Here is an 18,974-nt window from a genome sequence, read left to right on the forward strand (position 1 = left end):
CCAAATCCGGACCCACGCCTGTGTCGGGCCCCTTGCGCTAGTGTGCCAGCCAGCCGCGCGGCTGGCTATTGGCGCACGATCAGGTAGAGCCCGGCCGCCAGCATCAGCCAGGCTGGCCAGGCCGCCGGGGCGCTGAGGCTGGCCGCCCCGGCCGCCAGGGTGGCACCGCCGCCGAGCAGGCCGGCACCGAGCAAACGCAGAGCCCAGCGGTCGCCCTGGCGGCGGCGCTCCGGCAGTTGCGGATCGTTCAGGTGCGGCTGCGACAGACGCTCGAGCAGGTCGCGGGTCATGTCGGCCAGGTGCGGCAATTGCTCTACCTGGCTTTGCAGGTTGCCGAACACTGCCTTGGGGCTCATGCGATCACGCATCCAGCGCTCCAGGTACGGCTTGGCGGTGCTCCACAGGTCGAGGTCGGGGTAAAGCTGGCGGCCCAGGCCTTCGATGTTGAGCAAGGTCTTCTGCAGCAGGACCAGCTGCGGCTGGACTTCCATGTTGAAGCGTCGGGCCGTCTGGAACAGGCGCATCAGTACCTGACCGAAGGAGATGTCCTTGAGCGGTTTCTCGAAGATTGGCTCGCACACGGTACGGATAGCCGCCTCGAACTCGTTGACCTTGGTCTGCGCCGGCACCCAGCCCGAATCGATGTGCAGTTGGGCGACGCGCCGGTAGTCGCGCTTGAAGAAGGCGATCAGGTTACGCGCCAGGTAATCCTGGTCTTCGGAGGTGAGGCTGCCGACGATGCCGCAGTCGATGGCGATGTACTGCGGGCTCCAGGGCTTGACCGTGCTGACGAAGATGTTGCCCGGGTGCATGTCGGCGTGGAAGAAACTGTCGCGGAACACCTGGGTGAAGAAGATCTCTACACCACGCTCGGCGAGCAGTTTCATGTCAGTGCGCTGGTCGGCCAGGGTCGCCAGGTCGGTGACTGGCACGCCGTAGATGCGCTCCATCACCAGCACCTTGGGGCGGCACCAGTCCCAATACACCTGGGGTACGTACATCAATTCCGAGCCTTCGAAGTTGCGGCGCAGCTGGCTGGCGTTGGCTGCCTCGCGCAGCAGGTCGAGCTCATCGAAGATGGTCTTTTCGTAGTCGCTGACCACTTCCACCGGGTGCAGGCGTCGGGCGTCGGCCGAGACCCGCTCGGCGCCCTTGGCGATCAGGAACAGCCAGGCCAGGTCCTGGGCGATCACCGGCTTGAGGCCAGGGCGCACCACCTTGACCACGACCTCTTCACCGCTCTTGAGGCGTGCGGCATGCACCTGGGCCACCGACGCCGAGGCCAGGGGCTCGACGTCGAAGCGGCTGAACACTTCGCCGACCTTGGCGCCCAGCTGCTCCTCGATCAGCGCCACGGCCTGCTTGGGGTCGAATGGCGGCACGCGGTCCTGCAGCAGCATCAGCTCATCGGCGATGTCGGTGGGCAGCAGGTCGCGGCGGGTGGACAGCAGTTGGCCAAACTTGATGAAGATCGGCCCCAGGTCCTGCAGGGCCATGCGCAGGCGTGCACCGCGGCTGAGCTCGGACGGTTTGCGCGGGAGCCAGCGCCAGGGCAGCAAGGCGCGCAGGCTCATCAGCCACCAGGGCAGGGGAAGGTCGAACAGCAGGTCATCGAGGCGGTAGCGGATCACGACGCGCTGGATGCGCAACAGACGGCGGACGGCGAGCAGCTTCATGCGTTATCGCTGGTATCAAGGGATCGGGCGAGGCGGCGCAGGCGCGCCTCGAGGCGTTCAACGTCGACCTTCAGGGCATCGAGCTCACTGAAGGCCGCTTCGGCTTCGCGCCGGCCGACCAGGGTGCGGGACTCTTCGGCCAGGTACTCGGAGAGGTTCTGGCTGAAGCGTGAAAGGCCCTGGCGGGTCCAGCGGGCGCGCAGGCGGATATGCCCGGCGACCAGTGCAGTGGCGACCGGCCCCAGCCAGCGCGACAGCTCGTACTCCCAGTCCAGTTCCAGGTCCTGGAGCACACCGACCAGGTCCAGCAGCACGGCGCTGTCGCCATGCAATTCGACCTGAGGGCTGTGCAGCACGGCGGTCTTGTCCTTGGCGAAGGCCAGTTGGGCGAGGCTGCCGGCCGGCGCGCGCAGGCTGCAATCGACCTCGCCTTCCCAGTGGGCAGCGAGCATCAGGCCTTGTTCATCGGGCAGGATGTACAGCTGCAAGGCCGGCTGGCGGCAGTCGATCTCGATCACCTTGCCTTCGAGCGCAGCCAGGCGCGGCAAGGCCGTGCTGTCCATGCGCAGGACCCGGTTGAGCCCATGCTCGACGCTGGCGAGCAGGCCGGCCAGGAGCATCAGGGTTTGATTCCCCGGTGCACGGCGACGATGCCGCTGGTCATGTTGTGGTAGGTGACGCGGTCGAAGCCGGCCTCGACCATCATGGCCTTGAGGGTTTCCTGGTCGGGGTGCATGCGGATCGATTCGGCCAGGTAGCGGTAGCTTTCCGAGTCGTTGGTGATCAGCTTGCCGGCCAGTGGCATGAAGGCGAACGAGTAGGCGTCGTAGGCCTTGGACATGAGCTTGTTGGTGGGTTTGGAGAACTCCAGCACCAGCAGGCGACCGCCGGGCTTGAGGACGCGCAGCATCGAGCGGATGGCTTCGTCCTTGTGGGTGACGTTGCGCAGGCCGAAGGCGATGGTCACACAGTCGAAGTGGTTGTCCGGGAAAGGCAGCTTCTCGGCGTCGGCCTGGACGAACTCAATGTTGCCGGCCACGCCACGGTCGAGCAGGCGGTCACGGCCGACCTTGAGCATCGACTCGTTGATGTCGGCGAGCACCACTTGGCCGGTGGGGCCTACCAGGCGCGAAAACTTGGCGGCCAGATCGCCCGTGCCACCGGCGATGTCCAGCACTCGGTTGCCGCTGCGCACGCCCGACAGCTCGATGGTGAAGCGCTTCCACAGGCGGTGCATGCCCCCGGAAAGCACATCGTTCATCAGGTCGTACTTGGCGGCTACCGAGTGGAAAACCTCGGCGACTTTCTTCGCTTTCTGGCTCTCGGGTACGTTTTGGTAGCCGAAGTGGGTGGTGGGTTCGGCGTGGTCGCCTTTGCGCTGGTCGTTCATATCGCTTCACCGAAAAAAATTACGGCCATTCTAGGGGCAACGGGCGGATTTGTCTTGGCGGGGTGCTCCGTGGGATGGGCGCGGGCATAATGGCGTCATTGTGTTGATATCCAGGATTGCCCGCATGACCCAGATCAGCGTTGAACGCAAACACTCCCTCGGCCGCGAGGCCGCCCGCGCCAAGGCCGAGGTGCTGGTGGACCGGCTGACCCGCGAGTACGACCTCAAGGCAAGCTGGCAGGGCGACCGCGTCGACGTGTCGCGCAGCGGTGCCAATGGCAGCGTGCATATCGGCGAGGACACCATCCGCGTGGAGCTCAAGCTTGGGATGATGCTGTCGATGATGAGCGGCACCATCAAGGGCGAGATCGAGCGAGCGCTGGACAAGGCCCTGGCCTGACGGCCCTCCGAGTACCAAGCTGCAAGAAAAAGCAGAATCGCGTACGGCGGGATTTGCTTTCTCTTGCAGCTGCGCTCTTAGGGTGAGGATTCTAATTTTCCGCCCTACCTTATGCTCAAGCCCGCGTTCCATGGGCAGTTCCTCCATTCCCTCAAGCGAGTGAGGTGCAGAGCATGGCCAAAGTGAACCTGAAGAAAAAAGACGACGCCCCAGGCAGCACCTTGGGCGAGGTGCGCGGCTACGCGCGCAAGATCTGGCTGGCGGGCCTGGGTGCCTATGCCCGTGTCGGCCAGGAAGGCTCGGACTACTTCAAGGAGTTGGTCAAGGCCGGCGAAGGCGTCGAGAAGCGTGGCAAGAAACGCGTCGACCAACAGCTCGACGCCGCCAACAACCAGATCGACGAAGCGACCGTGCAGGTAAGCCGTGTTCGGGGCAAGGTCGAGATTCAACTCGACAAGATCGAGAAAGCTTTCGATGCACGGGTCGCCCGCGCCTTGAATCGCCTCGGCATACCGTCTAAACATGACGTTGAAGCGTTGTCCATCAAACTCGAACAGCTGACCGAGTTGCTCGAGCGTGTCGCGCGCAAACCATAAGGAGAGCAGGATGGCTGGCAAGAAGAACACCGAGAAAGAAGGCAGCTCCTGGGTCGGCGGGATCGAGAAGTACTCCCGCAAGATCTGGCTGGCTGGCCTGGGTATCTATTCCAAGATCGACCAGGACGGCCCGAAGCTGTTCGAGTCGCTGGTCAAGGATGGTGAAAAGGCCGAAAAACAAGCCAAGAAGAATGTCGATGACGTGAAGCAAAGCGCCAAGTCGTCCACATCCTCTCGTGTCTCCGATGTGAAAGAGCGCGCGTTGGGCAAGTGGAGCGAGCTGGAAGAAGCCTTCGACAAGCGCCTCAATAGCGCCATCTCGCGCCTGGGCGTACCAAGCCGCAACGAGATCAAGGCCCTGCACCAGCAGGTCGATAGCCTCACCAAGCAGATCGAGAAACTCACCGGTGCTTCGGTGACGCCAGTGTCCAAGGCTGCTGCCAGCAAGACCGCCGCCAAGCCTCTGGCGAAAGCGGCTGCCAAGCCTGCGGCGAAGACGGCTGCGGCGAAACCGGCCGCCAAGCCGGCTGCGAAGCCTGTAGCCAAGGCGGCTGCCAAGCCTGCGACGAAGAGCGCTGCGGCAAAACCGGCTGCCAAGGCGACTGCCGCCAAACCTGCGGCCAAACCCGCTGCGGCGAAGAAGCCCGCGGCGAAAAAAGCACCCGTCAAGCCCGCGGCAGCCAAGCCAGCCGTGCCGGCCGCCAGCGCCGCCCCCGCTGCAACCGCCGCTCCGGCACCCGCCGCTGCGCCGGCCAGCAGCACGCCATCGGCACCGGTGAACGCCGCTACCCAGGCCTAATACCGCGTCGCCCCTTTCGCGGGTAAACCCGCTCCCACAGGTTCAGCGTTGAACCTTGTGGGAGTGGGTTTACCCGCGAAAGCGTCAGGCCAGGCAACGCATCGCGTGCGCCTTACCCCTCCAGGTATCTGCCCGCCAGCTGTTCGGCAGCCCCGCGTGCAGGGCCTACCAGATGTGGCGCCACCAGCATCATCACTTGATACACCACGATGCCCACGTCCCCTTCACGCCCAAGCACCCGCTGGTAATCGAGCGAAAACATCAGGGTCAGGGTGATCTGCTCCACCAGTTGCCCCAGCGCTTGCGTGTCGCTGCTCACAAGGCCTTGGCTCTTGAGGCTGGCGAGCAGGGCCGCCAGTGTGCGCTTGAGCGCATTGATCAGGCTGCGCATGCCGCGGGCCAGCTTCGGCAGGCGTCCGGTCAGGTTCGACAGGTCTTGGAACAGAAAACGGTACTGGGCCATGTGCTCGACGATCAGGTGCAGGAACAACCAATAATCCTCGGCGTCCAGGCGCACGCCCAGGGGTGGGTCCAGCAGCGGCATGAGCGCTTCCTCGAAGCGCTCGAAGAGCCCCAGCACCAACGGCTCCTTGCCATGAAAGTGGTAATAGAGGTTGCCCGGGCTGATGCCCAATTCGTTGGCGATCTCCAAGGTCGAGACGTTGGGTTCGCCCTGGCGATTGAACAAGTGCAAGGCGCATTCGAGGATACGGTCGCGGGTCTTCATCGTGTCAGCGTGCCCTGACATAGCTGCCCGGAGCCGGGCCCAGCGGTGGATAGCTGGCGTTGCCCAGCTCGGTCGCGGGGGCTTTCAGGCGCCCGGAGCGCTGGCCGATCCACTCCAGCCATTGGGGCCACCAGCTGCCTTCGTGGCGTGTGGCGTCGTGCACCCAGGCACGTGGGTCGCTCGACAGCGTGGGGTTCTCCAGGAAATGCGCCTTGGGGTTGCCAGGCGGGTTGATGATGCTCTGGATATGGCCGCTGTTGGCCAGCACGAAACGGCGTTTGCCACCGAGCAGCAAGGCCGAGCGGTACACCGCGTCCCACGGGGTGATGTGATCGTTGTTGCCGGCAACGGTGAAACTGTCCAGGGTGACCTGGCTCAGGTCGATCGGTGTCCCGCACACCTGCATGCCGTTCGGGTAGGTCAAGGGGTTGAGCTTGAAGAAGTCCAGCAGCTCGCCATGAAACGCCGCGGGCAAACGCGTGTTGTCGGCGTTCCAGTAAAGGATGTCGAAAGCCGGTGGTGTCCTGCCCAGCAGGTAATTGTTGATCCAGTAGTTCCAGATCAGGTCGTTGGGCCGCATCCACGCGAAGATCCGCGCCACCTCGCCGCCATCGAGCACACCGCGCTGGTACGAGCGGCGCTTGGACGCCTCGATGGTCTGCTCGTCGGCGAACAGGCTCGCCGGGCTGTCGAATTGGCTGTCCAGCAGGCTGACCAGGTAGGTGGCGCTGCGTACCCGGCGCAATTGGCCCTTGGCCTGCAAGTGGCCCTGCAGGGCGGCCATGGTCAGGCCACCGGCGCAGGCGCCCATCAGGTTGGGGTCGCGGCTGCCGCTGATGCTGCGGCAGGCGACGAGGGCCTCTTCCAGCGCTTCCACGTAGCTGGACAACCCCCATTCGCGATGGCGTGGATCGGGGTTGCGCCAACTGACCATGAACACTTGCAGGCCGTTCTTGAGCATGTACTGCACGAAGCTGTTGGTCGGCCCAAGGTCGAAGATGTAGTACTTGTTGATCTGCGGCGGAATGACCATCAGCGGTCGGGCGTACTGTTTTTCGCTCATCGGCTTGTACTGGATCAGCTCCAGCAGCTCATTGCGAAACACCACGGCGCCAGGGGTGGCGGCGAGATTCACGCCCACCTCGAAAGCGCGCTCGTCCACCTGGCGCGGCAGGCCGTCGTTATGACGCAGGTCGTCGAGCAGGTGGGCCACGCCGCGGACCAGGCTCAGGCCGCCGGTGTTGAAGATTTCCTTGACCGCCAGAGGGTTGAGCAGCGAGTTGCTCGGAGCCAGGGCATCGTTGAGCAGGTTGAACAGAAAGTGGACACGAGCGCGGTCATCGTCGTCCAGCGTACTTTCCTCGATCCATTGGCGAGTTTGTTTCTGCCAGGCCAGGTAGGCCTGCAGCCCGCGACGGTAGAAAGGGTTCTGGCTCCAGGTCGGGTCGCTGAAGCGGTTGTCGCGCGGGTGGGGCTGGTGCGGGCTGTCGCCGAGCATCACCCGGGTCAGTTGACCGCCCAGGGCAAGCAGATGATGGGCGGTGTGCAAGGGGTTGCGCAGGCCAAGACGGCCGACATTGCGCAGTGTCGAGAACAGATCGCGCCCGCGCAGGCCGGTGATCGCGTTCTGTACATTGATGCTCGTGGCGGGGACCGGTGTCGTCCCTTTTACCGGTTTATCTGTCATCCCACACTCCGTCGTAAGGCCTCATCCACGTTCGTCTCGCGTAACCATCACCACCGGTGGGGCAGGGTTCAGCCGCCAGGGCCAGGGGCCGGGCGAGGATGCATGACCGCGCGCTGGCGCTCCTGCTGAAGGAATTTCATGATGATCGGCGCCACGGCTTCGGCCCGAGTAATCAGGAACAAATGCCCGTCGTCGATGATGTGCAGCTGTGCGTTGGGAATACGCCAGGCCAGCAGACGCATGTTGATCAGCGGAATCAACGGGTCATCGTCGCCGGCCAGTACCAGTGTCGGCTGCTGGAGCTTGTGCAGCCAGTGGATACTGGTCCAGCCAAGGCCAGCGAACAGTTGCCAGTAATAACCGGTCTTGCCGCCCGAGCGCACCTTGGCCGCGTGGTGCAGGGCCAGGTCGGGGTCGCGGCGAAAACCACCGCCATAAATCAACGGCGCGATGCGGATCACATGGGAGGGCTGCACATAGCGCCGGGGGCTGGCCATCATCATCAGCACCTTGGGCTTGCCCGGCACCATGAAGGCCCCAGCAGCGGTCGCGGCGAGGATCAGCTTCTTGCAGCGCTCGGGGTAATCGTGGGCGAACTGCTGAGCCAGGGCGCCGCCCCAGGACACGCCGATGACATTGACCTGGCCATAGTCGAGGTAGTCGAGCATGCGCGCAGTCAGCTTGGCCAGGCCTGGGAAGCGGTAAGGGCGGCTGGGCGTGGACGAGCCGCCGACACCCGGCACATCGAAGGCGATGACCTCGATGTCCGGGTCCAGCGCCTCGATGAACGGGAACACCAGCTCCAGGTTGGCGCCGATGCCATTGAAGATCAACAAAGGCGTCAGATGCGGCTTGCCGGGGCGGACCGCGGTGCGGATGGACTGGTTGTCCAGCTCGACTGTCCTGAATATGTAGGGTTGCGGCATGCACGGAACTCTAGGTCAAAAAGACGCCATGACGCGACCAAGCGGCCATGGCGACAGGTCTCATCGTTCGTGGACGTACGTCCCCGGTGCGGCTTCGCCTGCGGTGTAGGCGCGATTGCCCAGGCGGGTCGGCGCCTTTTTCAGCTCACCTGCGCGTTCACCCAGCCAGGCTTGCCAGTGTAGCCACCAGGAGTCGGCGTGCTTGATCGCGTTTTCCTGCCAGGCCACGGGATCGTCCGGGCGGTCTTCACCGGTCATGAAGCGCGCCTTGGGATTGCCGGGCGGGTTGAGGATGCTCTGGATATGCCCGCTGTTGGACAGCACGAACTCGATCTTGCCGCCGAACAGGTGCGCCGAGCGGTAGCAGGACTGCCACGGGGTGATGTGGTCGGCAGTGCCGGCGACGCTGTAGATGTCGCAGTGGACCTTCTTCAGGTCGATGGCGGTACCGCACACTTCCAGGGCGTCGGCGCGGGTCAGCGGGTTGTTCTTGAACATCTCGATCAGGTCGCCGTGGAAGGCGGCGGGCAGGCGCGTGGTGTCGTTGTTCCAGAACAGGATGTCGAAAATCGGCGGCTCGTTGCCGAGCAGGTAGTTGTTGACCCAGTAGTTCCAGATCAGGTCGTTCGGGCGCATCCAGGCGAACACCTTGGCCATGTCGCTGCCTTCGAGCACGCCGGCCTGGTAGGAGTGGCGCTTGGCGGCTTCGAGGGTCTGCTCGTCGACGAACAGCGCGACCTGGGTGTCCATGGTGGTGTCCAACACACTGACCAGCAGGGTCAGGGCGTTGACTTTGTTCTCGCCCAGCGCCGCGTAGTGGCCGACCAGCGCGGTGCAGGTGATGCCGCCGGAGCAGGCACCGAGCATGTTCAGATCCTTGCTGCCGGTGATCGACAGCACCGCGTCCACGGCTTCCTTGAGTGCATCGATGTAGGTCGACAGGCCCCATTCGCGCTGAGCCTTGGTGGGGTTGCGCCAACTGATGATGAAGGTTTGCTGGTTCGAGCGCAGGCAAAAGCGCGCCAGGCTTTTTTCCGGGCTCAGGTCGAAGACATAGAACTTGTTGATTTGTGGCGGCACGATCAGCAGCGGACGGGCGTGCACCTGTTCGGTGATGGGGCTGTACTGGATCAGCTCCAACACGTCGTTGCGATACACAACGGCCCCTTCGCTGGTGCCCAGGTTCTTCCCCACTTCGAAGGCGTCCATGTTCACCTGGCTGGGCATGCCACCGTTGTTGACCAGGTCCTTCGCCAGGTTGGACAGGCCATCGAGCAGGCTCTTGCCGCCGGTCTCGAAGAAGCGCTTGACCGCTGCCGGGTTGGCCAGGGTATTGGTCGGGGCCATGGCCTCGGTCATCAGGTTGATGACGAACTGCCCGCGGCTGACATCCTGAGGGGAGAGGTCGCTGTTGCCGATCCAGTCCTGCAGCTCCTTGCGCCAGGCCAGGTAGGTCTGCAGATAGCGGCGATACAGTGGGTTCTGGCTCCAGGCCGGGTCATTGAAGCGGCGGTCATCGCCACTGGGCTGCAGGCTGGACTTGCCCAGCAGCACGTTCTTGAGTTCCAGGCCAAAGTGCGCCACGTGCTTGGCGCTGTGCAGCGGCTGGCGAACGGCCTGGCGCAAGACGGTGCGCGCCGATGTCAGCAGATCCTTGCGACGAATGCCGATGACCGGGTTCAGGCCCAGGGTGTTCTCCGAGGCCTGCCGCTGCAACTCATCGTTGTTCTTGTTACTCATCTACGACGCTCCGTTGTCCTGAGACGAGTACCGGTTGGCTGTGGCGGGTACACAGACGATTGCCCGGTACTGCTGCTCGGGTGACCAGTGATAAGAAACAGCGGTGCTGCGACCGGATGCGTCAGGCGATGAGCTGCGGGATTTTCTGCGTGTGAAGACAGCCTGCTTTCGCTCGCGACCTCTACATACCGGCCCGACCCTGCCCGCGCGTTCGACGATGCAGGGAACTTGCCAGCTCCATTGGTTACCCGACTTTCATGTAATGCGCAAGACAGCTCGTGCATGAGCTGTCTGTAGGGCATTCAAACAGATGAGATTAGAAAACGCGCTCTAAAGCGTGGAAGTCTTGCACTAGAGCATGAGTTTGACGACGGATTCGGCCGGGTCGCGGGATTTGCCGGCTTTGTGCAACTCATCGAGGTACTCGGCCCACAGCTGCTCCTGGCGTAGGCACAACTGCTCGAGGTACTCCCAGGTGAACAGGCCGCTGTCGTGGCCGTCATCGAAGATCAGTTTCAGGGCGTATTGCCCGGCAGGTTCAAGGCCCGTAAGGCCGACGTTGATCTTGCCGAACTGCAGGATGGGATTGCCGTGGCCCTGGACCTCGGCGGAGGGGGAGTGCACCCGCAGGAATTCGGCGGGCAGGTGATAGACCTCGCCGGGGGCGTAAGTGAGGCTGAGGGTCTTGGAGGCTTTGTGCAGGTTGATGGCGGTGGGCAGGCGGGCCATGGGGGAATCTCTCGGGAGCTGATAAGGCAAGCTTCCAGCTTCTTGTGGAGGGATTCAAGGGCCCATTCGCGGGTGAACCCGCTCCCACAAGGTCACTGCAATCCTTGTGGAGCGGGTTACCCGTGAAGAAGGCGACGCTGGGCTTACAGGATGTAGCGCGACAGGTCTTCGTTCTGCGCCAGCTCACCGAGGTGGCTGTTCACGTAGGACGCGTCGATGCGGATCGGCGCTTCGTCATGGGCGCTGGCCAGGTCGCCCGCGCTGAACGATACCTCTTCGAGCAGGCGCTCGAGCAGGGTGTGCAGGCGGCGGGCGCCGATGTTCTCGGTCTTTTCGTTGACCTGATAGGCGATCTCGGCCAAGCGCTTGATGCCGTCGGCGGCGAACTCGATGTTCAGGCCTTCGGTCTTGAGCAGCTCACGGTATTGCTCGGTGAGCGAGGCGTGCGGCTCCTGCAGGATGCGCTCGAAGTCTTCCGGGGTCAGCGCCTTGAGCTCAACGCGGATCGGCAGACGGCCTTGCAGCTCAGGTACCAGGTCGCTTGGCTTGCTCAGGTGGAACGCGCCGGAGGCGATGAACAGGATATGGTCGGTCTTGACCATGCCCAGCTTGGTGTTGACGGTGCAACCTTCGATCAGCGGCAGCAGGTCGCGCTGCACGCCTTCGCGGGAGACATCGGCGCCGCCGACGTTGCCGCGCTTGGCCACTTTGTCGATTTCGTCGATGAACACGATGCCGTGCTGCTCGACCGCTTCCAAGGCCTTGGCCTTGAGCTCTTCCTCGTTGACCAGGCGGCTGGCTTCCTCGTCACGCACCATCTTGAGCGCTTCCTTGACCTTGAGCTTGCGCGCCTTGCGCTTGCCCTTGCCCATGTTGGCGAACAGGCTTTGCAGCTGGTTGGTCATTTCTTCCATGCCGGGTGGCGCGGCGATCTCGACACCCATGGACTCGGCCACTTCGATCTCGATTTCCTTGTCGTCCAGCTGGCCTTCGCGCAGGCGCTTGCGGAACAGCTGGCGGGTGTTGGAGTCGCTGCTCGACTGGGAGGCTTCCTCGGCGAAGCTGCTGACCCGGGCCTGGGGCAGCAGGGCGTCGAGGATGCGGTCCTCGGCAGCGTCCTCGGCGCGGTGGCGCACGCGGATGATCTCCTGCTCGCGGAGCATCTTCAGCGCGGCATCGGCCAGGTCGCGGATGATCGATTCGACGTCACGGCCGACATAGCCCACTTCGGTGAACTTGGTGGCTTCGACCTTGAGGAATGGCGCGTTGGCCAGTTTGGCCAGGCGACGGGCGATCTCGGTCTTGCCCACGCCGGTTGGGCCGATCATCAGGATGTTCTTGGGGGTGACTTCTGCGCGCAGCTCGGCCGGCAGCTGCATGCGGCGCCAGCGGTTGCGCAGGGCAATGGCCACGGCGCGCTTGGCGTCGTCCTGGCCGATGATGTGGCGGTTGAGTTCGTGAACGATCTCGCGGGGGGTCATGGACATGATGAAAATGGTCCTTGATCAGAGTGGGTCAGCGTGGAAAAGCCCTGTCACCGGGACCGGGCGCCAAAACAGCTGATCACTCGGCCAGGTCCTGCTCCTCGATGGTCAGGTTGTGGTTGGTGAACACGCAGATGTCACCGGCGATGTTCAAGGCGGTCTCGGCGATCTCGCGAGCCGAGAGGTCGGTCTTGTTCAGCAGGGCGCGCGCAGCGGCCTGGGCGTAGGCACCGCCGGAACCCATGGCGATCAAGCCGTCTTCGGGCTCGACCACGTCACCGTTGCCGGTGATGATCAGGGAGGCATCCTTGTTGGCCACGGCGAGCATGGCTTCCAGGCGGCTCAGGGAACGGTCGGTGCGCCACTCCTTGGCCAGTTCGACGGCGGCACGGATCAGGTGGCCTTGGTGTTTTTCCAGCTGGCCTTCAAAACGCTCGAACAAGGTGAAGGCATCGGCGGTGGCACCGGCGAAGCCGGCGATGACCTGGCCGTGGTACAGGCGACGGACTTTCTTCGCGTTGCCTTTCATCACGGTATTGCCGAGGGAAACCTGGCCGTCGCCGCCCATGACGACTTTGCCGTGGCGGCGGACTGAAACGATGGTAGTCAAGGGAGAGTCTCCACGCAGCGGGGCGAAAATGCCTGTTGCAGACTCATATGGGGGTGGGGGGAAGGATTTCAACCGGGGGGGATGAATGGTCGTGCCGGGCAGGGCCATCGGTGTTGCCCATTCGCGGGTAAGCCCGCTCCCACAGGCGCTAGGATTGCTGTGGGGGCGGGCTTACCCGCGAAATGGGTTCGCTCAGGCCTCGTGGCAGATGTGCCCGTCGACCAAGGTATAACGCACCGCGCCCGGCAGGCAGTGGCCGATGAACGGGCAGTTTTCGCCGCGCGAGAACCATTGCTCGCCCGCGACCGTGGAAGCGTTCGGGTCGAACAGCACCAGGTCCGCCGCTGCGCCGACCTTGAGCTCGCCGGCCGGCAGACGCATGGCCGCCGCCGGGCCGCTGCTCAGGCGGGCCAGCAAGGTCGGCAGGTCGAGCAGGCCGTCTTCGACCAGCGTCATGGCCAATGGCAGCAGCAGCTCGACGCTGCTGATCCCAGGCTCCGTCGCACCGAACGGTGCCAGTTTGGCGTCACGCTCGTGGGGTTGGTGGTGGCTGGAGATCGCCTGGATCACACCCGATTTGACCGCCTCGCGCAGCCCATCGCGGTCGGCGGCGGTGCGCAGCGGCGGTTGCACGTGATAGAGGCTGGAGAAGTCGCGCAGCGCCTCGTCGGTGAGAATCAGCTGGTACAACGCCACATCGGCGGTGACCGGCAGGCCAAGCTGCTGGGCCTGGGCGATCAGTCGTGCACCGCGGGCGCTGGTGATCTGGCTGAAGTGCGCGCGTACGCCAGTTTGTTCGACCAGCAGTAGGTTTCGCGCCAGGGCCACGGTCTCGGCAGTCTCGGGGATGCCCGGCAGGCCGAGGAAGCTCGCCATCGGGCCTTCGTGGGCCAGGCCGCCCTGGGCCAGGTCGCGGTCCTGGGAGTGGAAAACCACGGTCAGGTCGAAGGTGGCGGCATATTCCAGCGCGCGGGCCAGGGTGCGGTTGTTCGGGATTTCCTTCAGGCCGTTTCCGAAGGCCACGCAGCCGGTGTCGCGCAAGGCGACCAGCTCGGCCAGTTGCTCGCCTTCCAGGCCCTTGGTCAAGGCGCCGATCGGGTAGACCTTGCTGTTGGCCGCTTCACGGGCGCGGTCGAGGATCAGTTCGGCCACGGCCGAGGTGTCCAGCACCGGTTTGGTCTGCGGCGGGCAGCACAAACTGGTGACACCACCGGCGACCGCAGCGCGGGTCTCGCTGGCGATGTTGCCCTTGCGGCTGTATCCCGGCTCGCGCAGGGAGACGCCGAGGTCGACCAGGCCCGGGGCTGCCACCAGGCCGTCGGCCTGGATCGTGCGGTTGGCAGTGAAGCCGGCGGGCGCTGCACCGATGGCCGCGATGCGACCGCCGTCGAGGTGCAAGTCAGTGATGGTGTCCAGGCCGCTGGCAGGATCGATGACCCGGGCGCCGATAATGCTGATGGTCACTGGGCGTTCTCCTGGTCGAATTGACGTTGCGCGGTCTGGCCGCTCATGGCCATGGACAGCACGGCCATGCGCACGGCGATGCCGTAGGTCACCTGGTTGAGGATCACCGAGTGCTGACCGTCGGCTACCGCCGACTCGATCTCCACCCCACGGTTGATCGGACCGGGGTGCATGACGATGGCATCGGGCTTGGCGCCGGCCAGGCGTGCGGTGGTCAGGCCGAACAGGCGGTAGAACTCGCCCTCGCTGGGCAGCAGGCCGCCGGCCATGCGTTCGCGCTGCAGGCGCAGCATGATCACCACGTCGACATCTTTCAGGCCCTGGGCCAGGTCGGTGTAGACCTTCACCCCGTACTGCTCGATACCCACCGGGATCAGAGTCTTGGGGCCGACCACGCGGATGTCGGGGCAACCGAGGGCCTTGAGCGCCAGCATGTCGGAGCGGGCCACGCGCGAGTGCAGGATGTCGCCGACGATGGCCACCGAGAGGTTCTCGAAGCTGCCTTTGTGGCGACGGATGGTCAGCATGTCGAGCATGCCCTGGGTCGGGTGCGCATGGCGGCCGTCACCGCCGTTGATCACGGCGACTTCCGGGCAGACATGCTCGGCGATGAAGTGGGCGGCGCCCGAGTCGGAGTGGCGCACGACGAACATGTCGGCGGCCATGGCTTCGAGGTTACGCAGTGTGTCGAACAAGGTCTCGCCCTTGCTGGTCGAGGAGGTCGACACGTTCAGGCTGATCACGTCCGCCGACAGGCGCTGGGCGGCCAGCTCGAAGGTGGTGCGGGTACGGGTGGAGTTTTCGAAGAACACGTTGCAGACGGTCTTGCCGCGCAGCAGCGGGACTTTTTTCACGGCCCGGGCGCCGACTTCCAGGAAGGAGTCGGCGGTGTCGAGGATCTCGGTCAGCAGTTCGCGGGGCAAACCGTCGAGCGAGAGAAAGTGGCGCAGCTGGCCCTGGTCATTGAGCTGCAGCGGGCGCTTGGCGTCGAATGGCGTCATCGCGAGGGACTCTTAAAGGGCGGAAGCGGTGGCGAGGTCCTGGCGCTCGAGGACGAGCGGTGCCGGTCCGGTCAATTTTACCCGTTCAGTGGGCGCCAGTTGCAAGGTGGCGCCCAGCACGTTCGGGCGGATCGGCAATTCGCCGGCGTCCAGGTCCAGCAGGCAGACCAGGGTGACGCTGGCCGGGCGGCCATAATCGAACAGTTCATTGAGCGCGGCGCGGATGGTGCGACCGCTCATCAGCACGTCGTCCACCAGCACCAGGTGCTGGCCTTCGATTTCGAAGGGCAGCTCGGACGGACGCACTTGCGGGTGCAGGCCGTTCTGGCTGAAGTCGTCGCGGTAGAAGGACACGTCCAGGGTGCCCAGCGGGCTGCTGTCGCCCAGCTCCTGCTGCAGGGCCTGGGCTACCCATACGCCGCCGGTGCGGATGCCGATGAAGCGCGGCTCGGTGATAGTGCGACGGGCCAGGTGGGCGCGAAGGTCGACGGCCATCTGCCGGATCAGGTCGGCGGGATTGGGTAGGCTCATTGCGTGCTCCTCGGAAGGGGGGCGCCGGGCTGGGCCGGCGGCGAAGCGGATTTAAGTATTGGCCTCCAGCCAGCCCTGCAGGAGCAGGGCGGCGGCAATGGCATCGACCGGGTTGTCGCGGTAGCTGCCATGGCGCATGCCTCGGGCCATCTGCTCGCCCTTGGCTTCGAAGGTGGTCAGACGCTCGTCATGAGTGTGCACAGGCAGGTTGTAGCGGCCATGCAGGCGGCGGGCGAACTTCTCGGCCCGGGCGCTCATTTCGCTGGGCGTGCCGTCCATGTTCAGCGGCAGGCCGACGACGATGGCGTCGGGCTTCCATTCGGTGATGAGCTTTTCCACCTGGGCCCAGTCCGGGACGCCGTTCTGGGCTTTAAGCGTGCACAATTCGCGGGCCTGGCCGGTGACCACCTGGCCGACGGCCACGCCGATCTGTTTGCTGCCATAGTCGAAGCCCAGCAGCAGGCGCAGCTCGGCCATCAGGCGTGACCCGCTTGGCTGGTCAGCAGGCTGAGGTTGATCCCCAGGCTGGCGGCGGCTGCCTCGAGGCGCTGCTCGCTGGCCAGTCCGAAGATGATCTCGGGGTCGAAGGGGCAGTTGAGCCAGGCGTTGTCGGCAAGCTCGGCTTCCAGTTGGCCGGCTTCCCAACCGGCATAACCCAAGGTGATCAGGCTCTGCTTGGGCCCTACGCCTTCGGCGATGGCGAACAGCACGTCCTGGGAGGTCGAGAGCGACAACCCCTGCAGCTCCACCGTGGCCTGATAACTGCAGTCGCTGCTGTGCAACACGAAGCCGCGATCGGTCTGCACCGGGCCACCCTGGTAGATCGGCACCTGCAGGGTGCTGGCCGGTGGCTCCTCATCCGGGCGTAGCTGCTCCAGGATGTCGGCCAGGTTCAGCTCCTGCGGGCGGTTGATCACCAGGCCCATGGCGCCGTTGGCGTTGTGCTCGACAATATAGGTGAGGGTCTGGGCAAAGTTCGGATCGACCATGTGCGGCATGGCGATCAGGAACTGATGCTTGAGGTAGCTCGGGCTGAGGGTTTTCATGAGTGATAGTGTGGCGTCAGCTGGGCTCGGCTTCAAGCTGCAAGCTTCAAGCGGCAAGAAAAAGCACGGCTGTGCATGCCCGCGCTTTTTTCTTGCCGTTTGAGGCGTGTGACGTGCGGCTAGTTACTGGACAACCGGTCCCCGCGGGCGAAGCGCCAGGTACGGATGATCTCCAGGCGGTCGAACTCCGCCAGGTCGCCTGTGAACGGTGCAAACGGCGCGGCCAGACGGACGATGCGTTGGGCCGCCTGGTCGAGCACCGGCTGACCAGAGGATTCGAGCACCAGCACTTCGTACAGCGAGCCGTCGCGGTTGATCGAGACCATCATCCGCAAGTTGCCGTAGATCTGTTGGCGTCGCGCTTCTTCGGGATAATTGAGGTTGCCCACGCGCTCCACCTTCTTGCGCCATTCTTCCTTGTACCAGGCGCCTTTGTCGCGCATGGTCGAGGCTGCGTTGAGGCGATGGATGCGCGGGCGCTTGGCATACATCTGCTGTTCGTTGGACAGCTCCGCCTCGAGGCTGGCGATCTGGCTGGAGAGCTGCGAACTGTCGAAGTCCGGCACCGCTGCCTGGGGCTTGGGCTGCGCCTTGCTTTCCTTGGGCTTGGGCTCGACCTTCTGCACCTTGGGCGCCTTGGTGGCCACCGCGGACTTCTGCGGCGGGGGCGGGGTTTCCTGGCGAGCGGCTGGCGGTGGGGTGATCTTGTTGATCTTGCTGTCCTGGAAGGGCGCGACCTCGGTGGTCTTGGGTACGGCTTTCTTTTCCAGGGTGCCGCTGCCTTGCTGGTTGTCCTGGGCCTGGAAGTCGGCCTTCTCGGGCGGCTTCTCGCTCTTGAAGGTGGCCAGGGTGATGTCCATCGTGTGGCGGATTTCGCTGGGCTTGCTGATGGTGAAACCCACGCCGAGGATCAGCGCCAGGTGCACCAAGGCAGCCAGGAACAGGGTGAAGCCAAGCCGGTCCACCGGGCGGACGCGGGGTGGGAGCAGGTCGGCAGGGATGTCGGCAGGCAGCGTCATCAGGTATCCAAGGGCAGCTTCGAATCACAAGCTGCAAGCTTCAAGTAAAAGCGGCCCGGTGCAGGCCTGCCCGTACGTGCAGCTTGCAGCTTGAAGCTGCGCATCATACCCCACTGCGTGGCATTGCCACGTGTCCTCGGTCAGCGCGCCTTGAGCTTGCGATCAATGGCGTCCATCAGCTGGGCGCCGATGTGGGTGTCGTAGGCGGCGTCGATTTCGCGAATGCAGGTCGGGCTGGTGACGTTGATCTCGGTCAGGTAGTCGCCGATCACGTCCAGGCCGACGAACAGCAGGCCCTTCTCGCGCAGGGTCGGGCCAACTTGGGCGGCGATCCAGCGATCGCGCTCGGTCAGCGGGCGGGCTTCGCCTCGACCGCCAGCGGCCAGGTTGCCACGGGTCTCGCCGCTGGCCGGGATGCGCGCCAGGCAGTAGGGCACCGGTTCGCCGTCGATCATCAGGATGCGCTTGTCGCCGTCCTTGATCTGCGGCAGGTATTCCTGGGCCATGATCTGCTGGGTGCCATGCTGGGTGAGGGTCTCGAGGATCACCGACAGGTTGGGGTCGTCCTTGCGGTGGCGGAACACCGAGGCACCGCCCATGCCGTCCAGCGGCTTGAGGATCACGTCGCCACGGCTATCGGCGAACTCACGCAGGATGTCCACGCGGCGGCTGACCAGCGTGGGCGCCATGCACTGCGGGAACTGGGTGGCGAACAGCTTCTCGTTGCAATCGCGCAGGCTCTGCGGGCGGTTGACCACCAGCACGCCTTCGCGCTCGGCCTGCTCCAGCAGGTAGGTGCTGTAGACGAACTCCATGTCGAAGGGCGGATCCTTGCGCATCAGGACCACATCCAGCTCACTCAGGGCGCTGTCCTGCTCCTCGCCCAGTTCGAACCAGCGGGCCGGATCGGCGAACACCTTCAGGGGGCGCATCTGGGCCCGGGCCTGGCCCGCACCCAGGTAAAGGTCGCGCTGCTCCATGTAGAACAGGCTCCAGCCACGTTCCTGGGCCGCCAGCAGCATGGCCAGCGAGCTGTCCTTTTTGTAGGAGATGGACGCGATAGGGTCCATGACAATCCCGAGGCGAACGCTCATGGGGTGGTTCCTCTTGGCGGCGCGGGGCCGCGGTGATTCGAAAGAAAAGTGGCTC

The 18,974-nt window shown here is 64.5% G+C and carries 20 protein-coding genes; 3 read left to right on the forward strand and 17 right to left on the reverse strand.

The window, feature by feature from the left end:
- Positions 1 to 65 precede the first annotated feature (65 nt).
- Genes ubiB through ubiE form a run of 3 tightly spaced genes read right to left on the reverse strand, consistent with a single transcriptional unit; the run spans position 66 to position 3,066 of the window.
- On the reverse strand, positions 66 to 1,676 hold the full coding sequence (gene ubiB, locus J5X93_RS02170) for a ubiquinone biosynthesis regulatory protein kinase UbiB (RefSeq protein WP_043207148.1): 1,611 nt from the start codon (positions 1,674 to 1,676) through the stop codon (positions 66 to 68).
- Positions 1,673 to 2,296 carry a ubiquinone biosynthesis accessory factor UbiJ gene (locus tag J5X93_RS02175; RefSeq protein WP_070571072.1) on the reverse strand — a complete coding sequence of 208 codons (624 nt, stop codon included), beginning with the start codon at positions 2,294 to 2,296 and terminating at the stop codon, positions 1,673 to 1,675. Before J5X93_RS02175 ends, ubiB begins: the two co-directional genes overlap by 4 nt.
- Positions 2,296 to 3,066, reverse strand: coding sequence for a bifunctional demethylmenaquinone methyltransferase/2-methoxy-6-polyprenyl-1,4-benzoquinol methylase UbiE (gene ubiE, locus J5X93_RS02180; RefSeq protein ID WP_043207154.1), 771 nt, complete (start codon positions 3,064 to 3,066; stop codon positions 2,296 to 2,298). Before ubiE ends, J5X93_RS02175 begins: the two co-directional genes overlap by 1 nt.
- Before the next feature lie 124 nt (positions 3,067 to 3,190).
- Here ubiE and J5X93_RS02185 point away from each other — a divergent pair, with 124 nt between their 5' ends.
- The 3 genes from J5X93_RS02185 to J5X93_RS02195 all read left to right on the forward strand — a co-directional run bounded on the left by J5X93_RS02185 (position 3,191) and on the right by J5X93_RS02195 (position 4,861).
- A complete protein-coding gene (locus J5X93_RS02185) occupies positions 3,191 to 3,466 on the forward strand; it encodes a polyhydroxyalkanoic acid system family protein (RefSeq protein ID WP_043207157.1) in 276 nt (91 codons plus the stop codon).
- A gap of 173 nt (positions 3,467 to 3,639) precedes the next feature.
- A complete protein-coding gene (locus J5X93_RS02190) occupies positions 3,640 to 4,062 on the forward strand; it encodes a phasin family protein (protein ID WP_043207160.1) in 423 nt (140 codons plus the stop codon).
- Between the two features lie 10 nt (positions 4,063 to 4,072).
- Positions 4,073 to 4,861 (forward strand): phasin family protein, encoded by a 789-nt coding sequence (locus J5X93_RS02195; protein WP_043207162.1) that lies wholly within the window; start codon positions 4,073 to 4,075, stop codon positions 4,859 to 4,861.
- 112 nt (positions 4,862 to 4,973) lie between these two features.
- On the opposite strand, the gene J5X93_RS02200 is transcribed toward J5X93_RS02195, so the two are convergent.
- The 14 genes from J5X93_RS02200 to gshB form a co-directional block, all read right to left on the reverse strand.
- On the reverse strand, positions 4,974 to 5,588 hold the full coding sequence (locus J5X93_RS02200) for a TetR/AcrR family transcriptional regulator (protein ID WP_043207165.1): 615 nt from the start codon (positions 5,586 to 5,588) through the stop codon (positions 4,974 to 4,976).
- A 4-nt stretch (positions 5,589 to 5,592) separates the two neighbouring features.
- Positions 5,593 to 7,275 carry a class II poly(R)-hydroxyalkanoic acid synthase gene (phaC, locus tag J5X93_RS02205; RefSeq protein WP_043207167.1) on the reverse strand — a complete coding sequence of 561 codons (1,683 nt, stop codon included), beginning with the start codon at positions 7,273 to 7,275 and terminating at the stop codon, positions 5,593 to 5,595.
- A gap of 68 nt (positions 7,276 to 7,343) precedes the next feature.
- Positions 7,344 to 8,201, reverse strand: a complete 858-nt coding sequence (phaZ, locus tag J5X93_RS02210; protein ID WP_043207169.1) for a poly(3-hydroxyalkanoate) depolymerase — start codon at positions 8,199 to 8,201, stop codon at positions 7,344 to 7,346.
- Positions 8,202 to 8,261: 60 nt separating this feature from the next.
- Positions 8,262 to 9,941, reverse strand: coding sequence for a class II poly(R)-hydroxyalkanoic acid synthase (gene phaC / locus J5X93_RS02215; protein ID WP_043207173.1), 1,680 nt, complete (start codon positions 9,939 to 9,941; stop codon positions 8,262 to 8,264).
- 351 nt (positions 9,942 to 10,292) lie between these two features.
- Positions 10,293 to 10,670, reverse strand: a complete 378-nt coding sequence (locus J5X93_RS02220) for a gamma-butyrobetaine hydroxylase family protein (RefSeq protein ID WP_070571077.1) — start codon at positions 10,668 to 10,670, stop codon at positions 10,293 to 10,295.
- A gap of 143 nt (positions 10,671 to 10,813) precedes the next feature.
- Positions 10,814 to 12,157, reverse strand: a complete 1,344-nt coding sequence (gene hslU / locus J5X93_RS02225) for an ATP-dependent protease ATPase subunit HslU (protein ID WP_043207178.1) — start codon at positions 12,155 to 12,157, stop codon at positions 10,814 to 10,816.
- A gap of 76 nt (positions 12,158 to 12,233) precedes the next feature.
- Positions 12,234 to 12,764 carry an ATP-dependent protease subunit HslV gene (gene hslV / locus J5X93_RS02230; protein ID WP_043207181.1) on the reverse strand — a complete coding sequence of 177 codons (531 nt, stop codon included), beginning with the start codon at positions 12,762 to 12,764 and terminating at the stop codon, positions 12,234 to 12,236.
- A 192-nt stretch (positions 12,765 to 12,956) separates the two neighbouring features.
- Positions 12,957 to 14,228 carry a dihydroorotase gene (locus J5X93_RS02235; protein ID WP_182817034.1) on the reverse strand — a complete coding sequence of 424 codons (1,272 nt, stop codon included), beginning with the start codon at positions 14,226 to 14,228 and terminating at the stop codon, positions 12,957 to 12,959.
- Entirely contained in the window at positions 14,225 to 15,229 is a 1,005-nt protein-coding gene (locus J5X93_RS02240) for an aspartate carbamoyltransferase catalytic subunit (RefSeq protein ID WP_043207186.1), read from the reverse strand. Before J5X93_RS02240 ends, J5X93_RS02235 begins: the two co-directional genes overlap by 4 nt.
- A gap of 12 nt (positions 15,230 to 15,241) precedes the next feature.
- Positions 15,242 to 15,760 carry a bifunctional pyr operon transcriptional regulator/uracil phosphoribosyltransferase PyrR gene (gene pyrR / locus J5X93_RS02245; RefSeq protein ID WP_043207188.1) on the reverse strand — a complete coding sequence of 173 codons (519 nt, stop codon included), beginning with the start codon at positions 15,758 to 15,760 and terminating at the stop codon, positions 15,242 to 15,244.
- Between the two features lie 51 nt (positions 15,761 to 15,811).
- Entirely contained in the window at positions 15,812 to 16,237 is a 426-nt protein-coding gene (gene ruvX, locus J5X93_RS02250; protein WP_043207190.1) for a Holliday junction resolvase RuvX, read from the reverse strand.
- Positions 16,237 to 16,806 (reverse strand): YqgE/AlgH family protein, encoded by a 570-nt coding sequence (locus J5X93_RS02255; protein WP_070571079.1) that lies wholly within the window; start codon positions 16,804 to 16,806, stop codon positions 16,237 to 16,239. Before J5X93_RS02255 ends, ruvX begins: the two co-directional genes overlap by 1 nt.
- A gap of 119 nt (positions 16,807 to 16,925) precedes the next feature.
- Positions 16,926 to 17,825, reverse strand: a complete 900-nt coding sequence (locus J5X93_RS02260; protein ID WP_043207195.1) for an energy transducer TonB — start codon at positions 17,823 to 17,825, stop codon at positions 16,926 to 16,928.
- Positions 17,826 to 17,965: 140 nt separating this feature from the next.
- Entirely contained in the window at positions 17,966 to 18,919 is a 954-nt protein-coding gene (gene gshB, locus J5X93_RS02265) for a glutathione synthase (protein WP_043207196.1), read from the reverse strand.
- Positions 18,920 to 18,974 lie beyond the last annotated feature (55 nt).

This window comes from Pseudomonas sp. BYT-1, assembly GCF_023611805.1.
Classification (GTDB): Bacteria; Pseudomonadota; Gammaproteobacteria; order Pseudomonadales; family Pseudomonadaceae; genus Aquipseudomonas; species Aquipseudomonas guariconensis.

Bases quoted from the DNA above. Each gene is read 5' to 3' on its own strand.
- ubiB (WP_043207148.1), bottom strand. From the start codon at position 1,676: ATGAAGCTGCTCGCCGTCCGCCGTCTGTTGCGCATCCAGCGCGTCGTG.
- J5X93_RS02175 (WP_070571072.1), bottom strand. From the start codon at position 2,296: ATGCTCCTGGCCGGCCTGCTCGCCAGCGTCGAGCATGGGCTCAACCGG.
- ubiE (WP_043207154.1), bottom strand. From the start codon at position 3,066: ATGAACGACCAGCGCAAAGGCGACCACGCCGAACCCACCACCCACTTC.
- J5X93_RS02185 (WP_043207157.1), top strand. From the start codon at position 3,191: ATGACCCAGATCAGCGTTGAACGCAAACACTCCCTCGGCCGCGAGGCC.
- J5X93_RS02190 (WP_043207160.1), top strand. From the start codon at position 3,640: ATGGCCAAAGTGAACCTGAAGAAAAAAGACGACGCCCCAGGCAGCACC.
- J5X93_RS02195 (WP_043207162.1), top strand. From the start codon at position 4,073: ATGGCTGGCAAGAAGAACACCGAGAAAGAAGGCAGCTCCTGGGTCGGC.
- J5X93_RS02200 (WP_043207165.1), bottom strand. From the start codon at position 5,588: ATGAAGACCCGCGACCGTATCCTCGAATGCGCCTTGCACTTGTTCAAT.
- phaC (WP_043207167.1), bottom strand. From the start codon at position 7,275: ATGACAGATAAACCGGTAAAAGGGACGACACCGGTCCCCGCCACGAGC.
- phaZ (WP_043207169.1), bottom strand. From the start codon at position 8,201: ATGCCGCAACCCTACATATTCAGGACAGTCGAGCTGGACAACCAGTCC.
- phaC (WP_043207173.1), bottom strand. From the start codon at position 9,941: ATGAGTAACAAGAACAACGATGAGTTGCAGCGGCAGGCCTCGGAGAAC.
- J5X93_RS02220 (WP_070571077.1), bottom strand. From the start codon at position 10,670: ATGGCCCGCCTGCCCACCGCCATCAACCTGCACAAAGCCTCCAAGACC.
- hslU (WP_043207178.1), bottom strand. From the start codon at position 12,157: ATGTCCATGACCCCCCGCGAGATCGTTCACGAACTCAACCGCCACATC.
- J5X93_RS02240 (WP_043207186.1), bottom strand. From the start codon at position 15,229: ATGACGCCATTCGACGCCAAGCGCCCGCTGCAGCTCAATGACCAGGGC.
- pyrR (WP_043207188.1), bottom strand. From the start codon at position 15,760: ATGAGCCTACCCAATCCCGCCGACCTGATCCGGCAGATGGCCGTCGAC.
- ruvX (WP_043207190.1), bottom strand. From the start codon at position 16,237: ATGGCCGAGCTGCGCCTGCTGCTGGGCTTCGACTATGGCAGCAAACAG.
- J5X93_RS02255 (WP_070571079.1), bottom strand. From the start codon at position 16,806: ATGAAAACCCTCAGCCCGAGCTACCTCAAGCATCAGTTCCTGATCGCC.
- J5X93_RS02260 (WP_043207195.1), bottom strand. From the start codon at position 17,825: ATGACGCTGCCTGCCGACATCCCTGCCGACCTGCTCCCACCCCGCGTC.
- gshB (WP_043207196.1), bottom strand. From the start codon at position 18,919: ATGAGCGTTCGCCTCGGGATTGTCATGGACCCTATCGCGTCCATCTCC.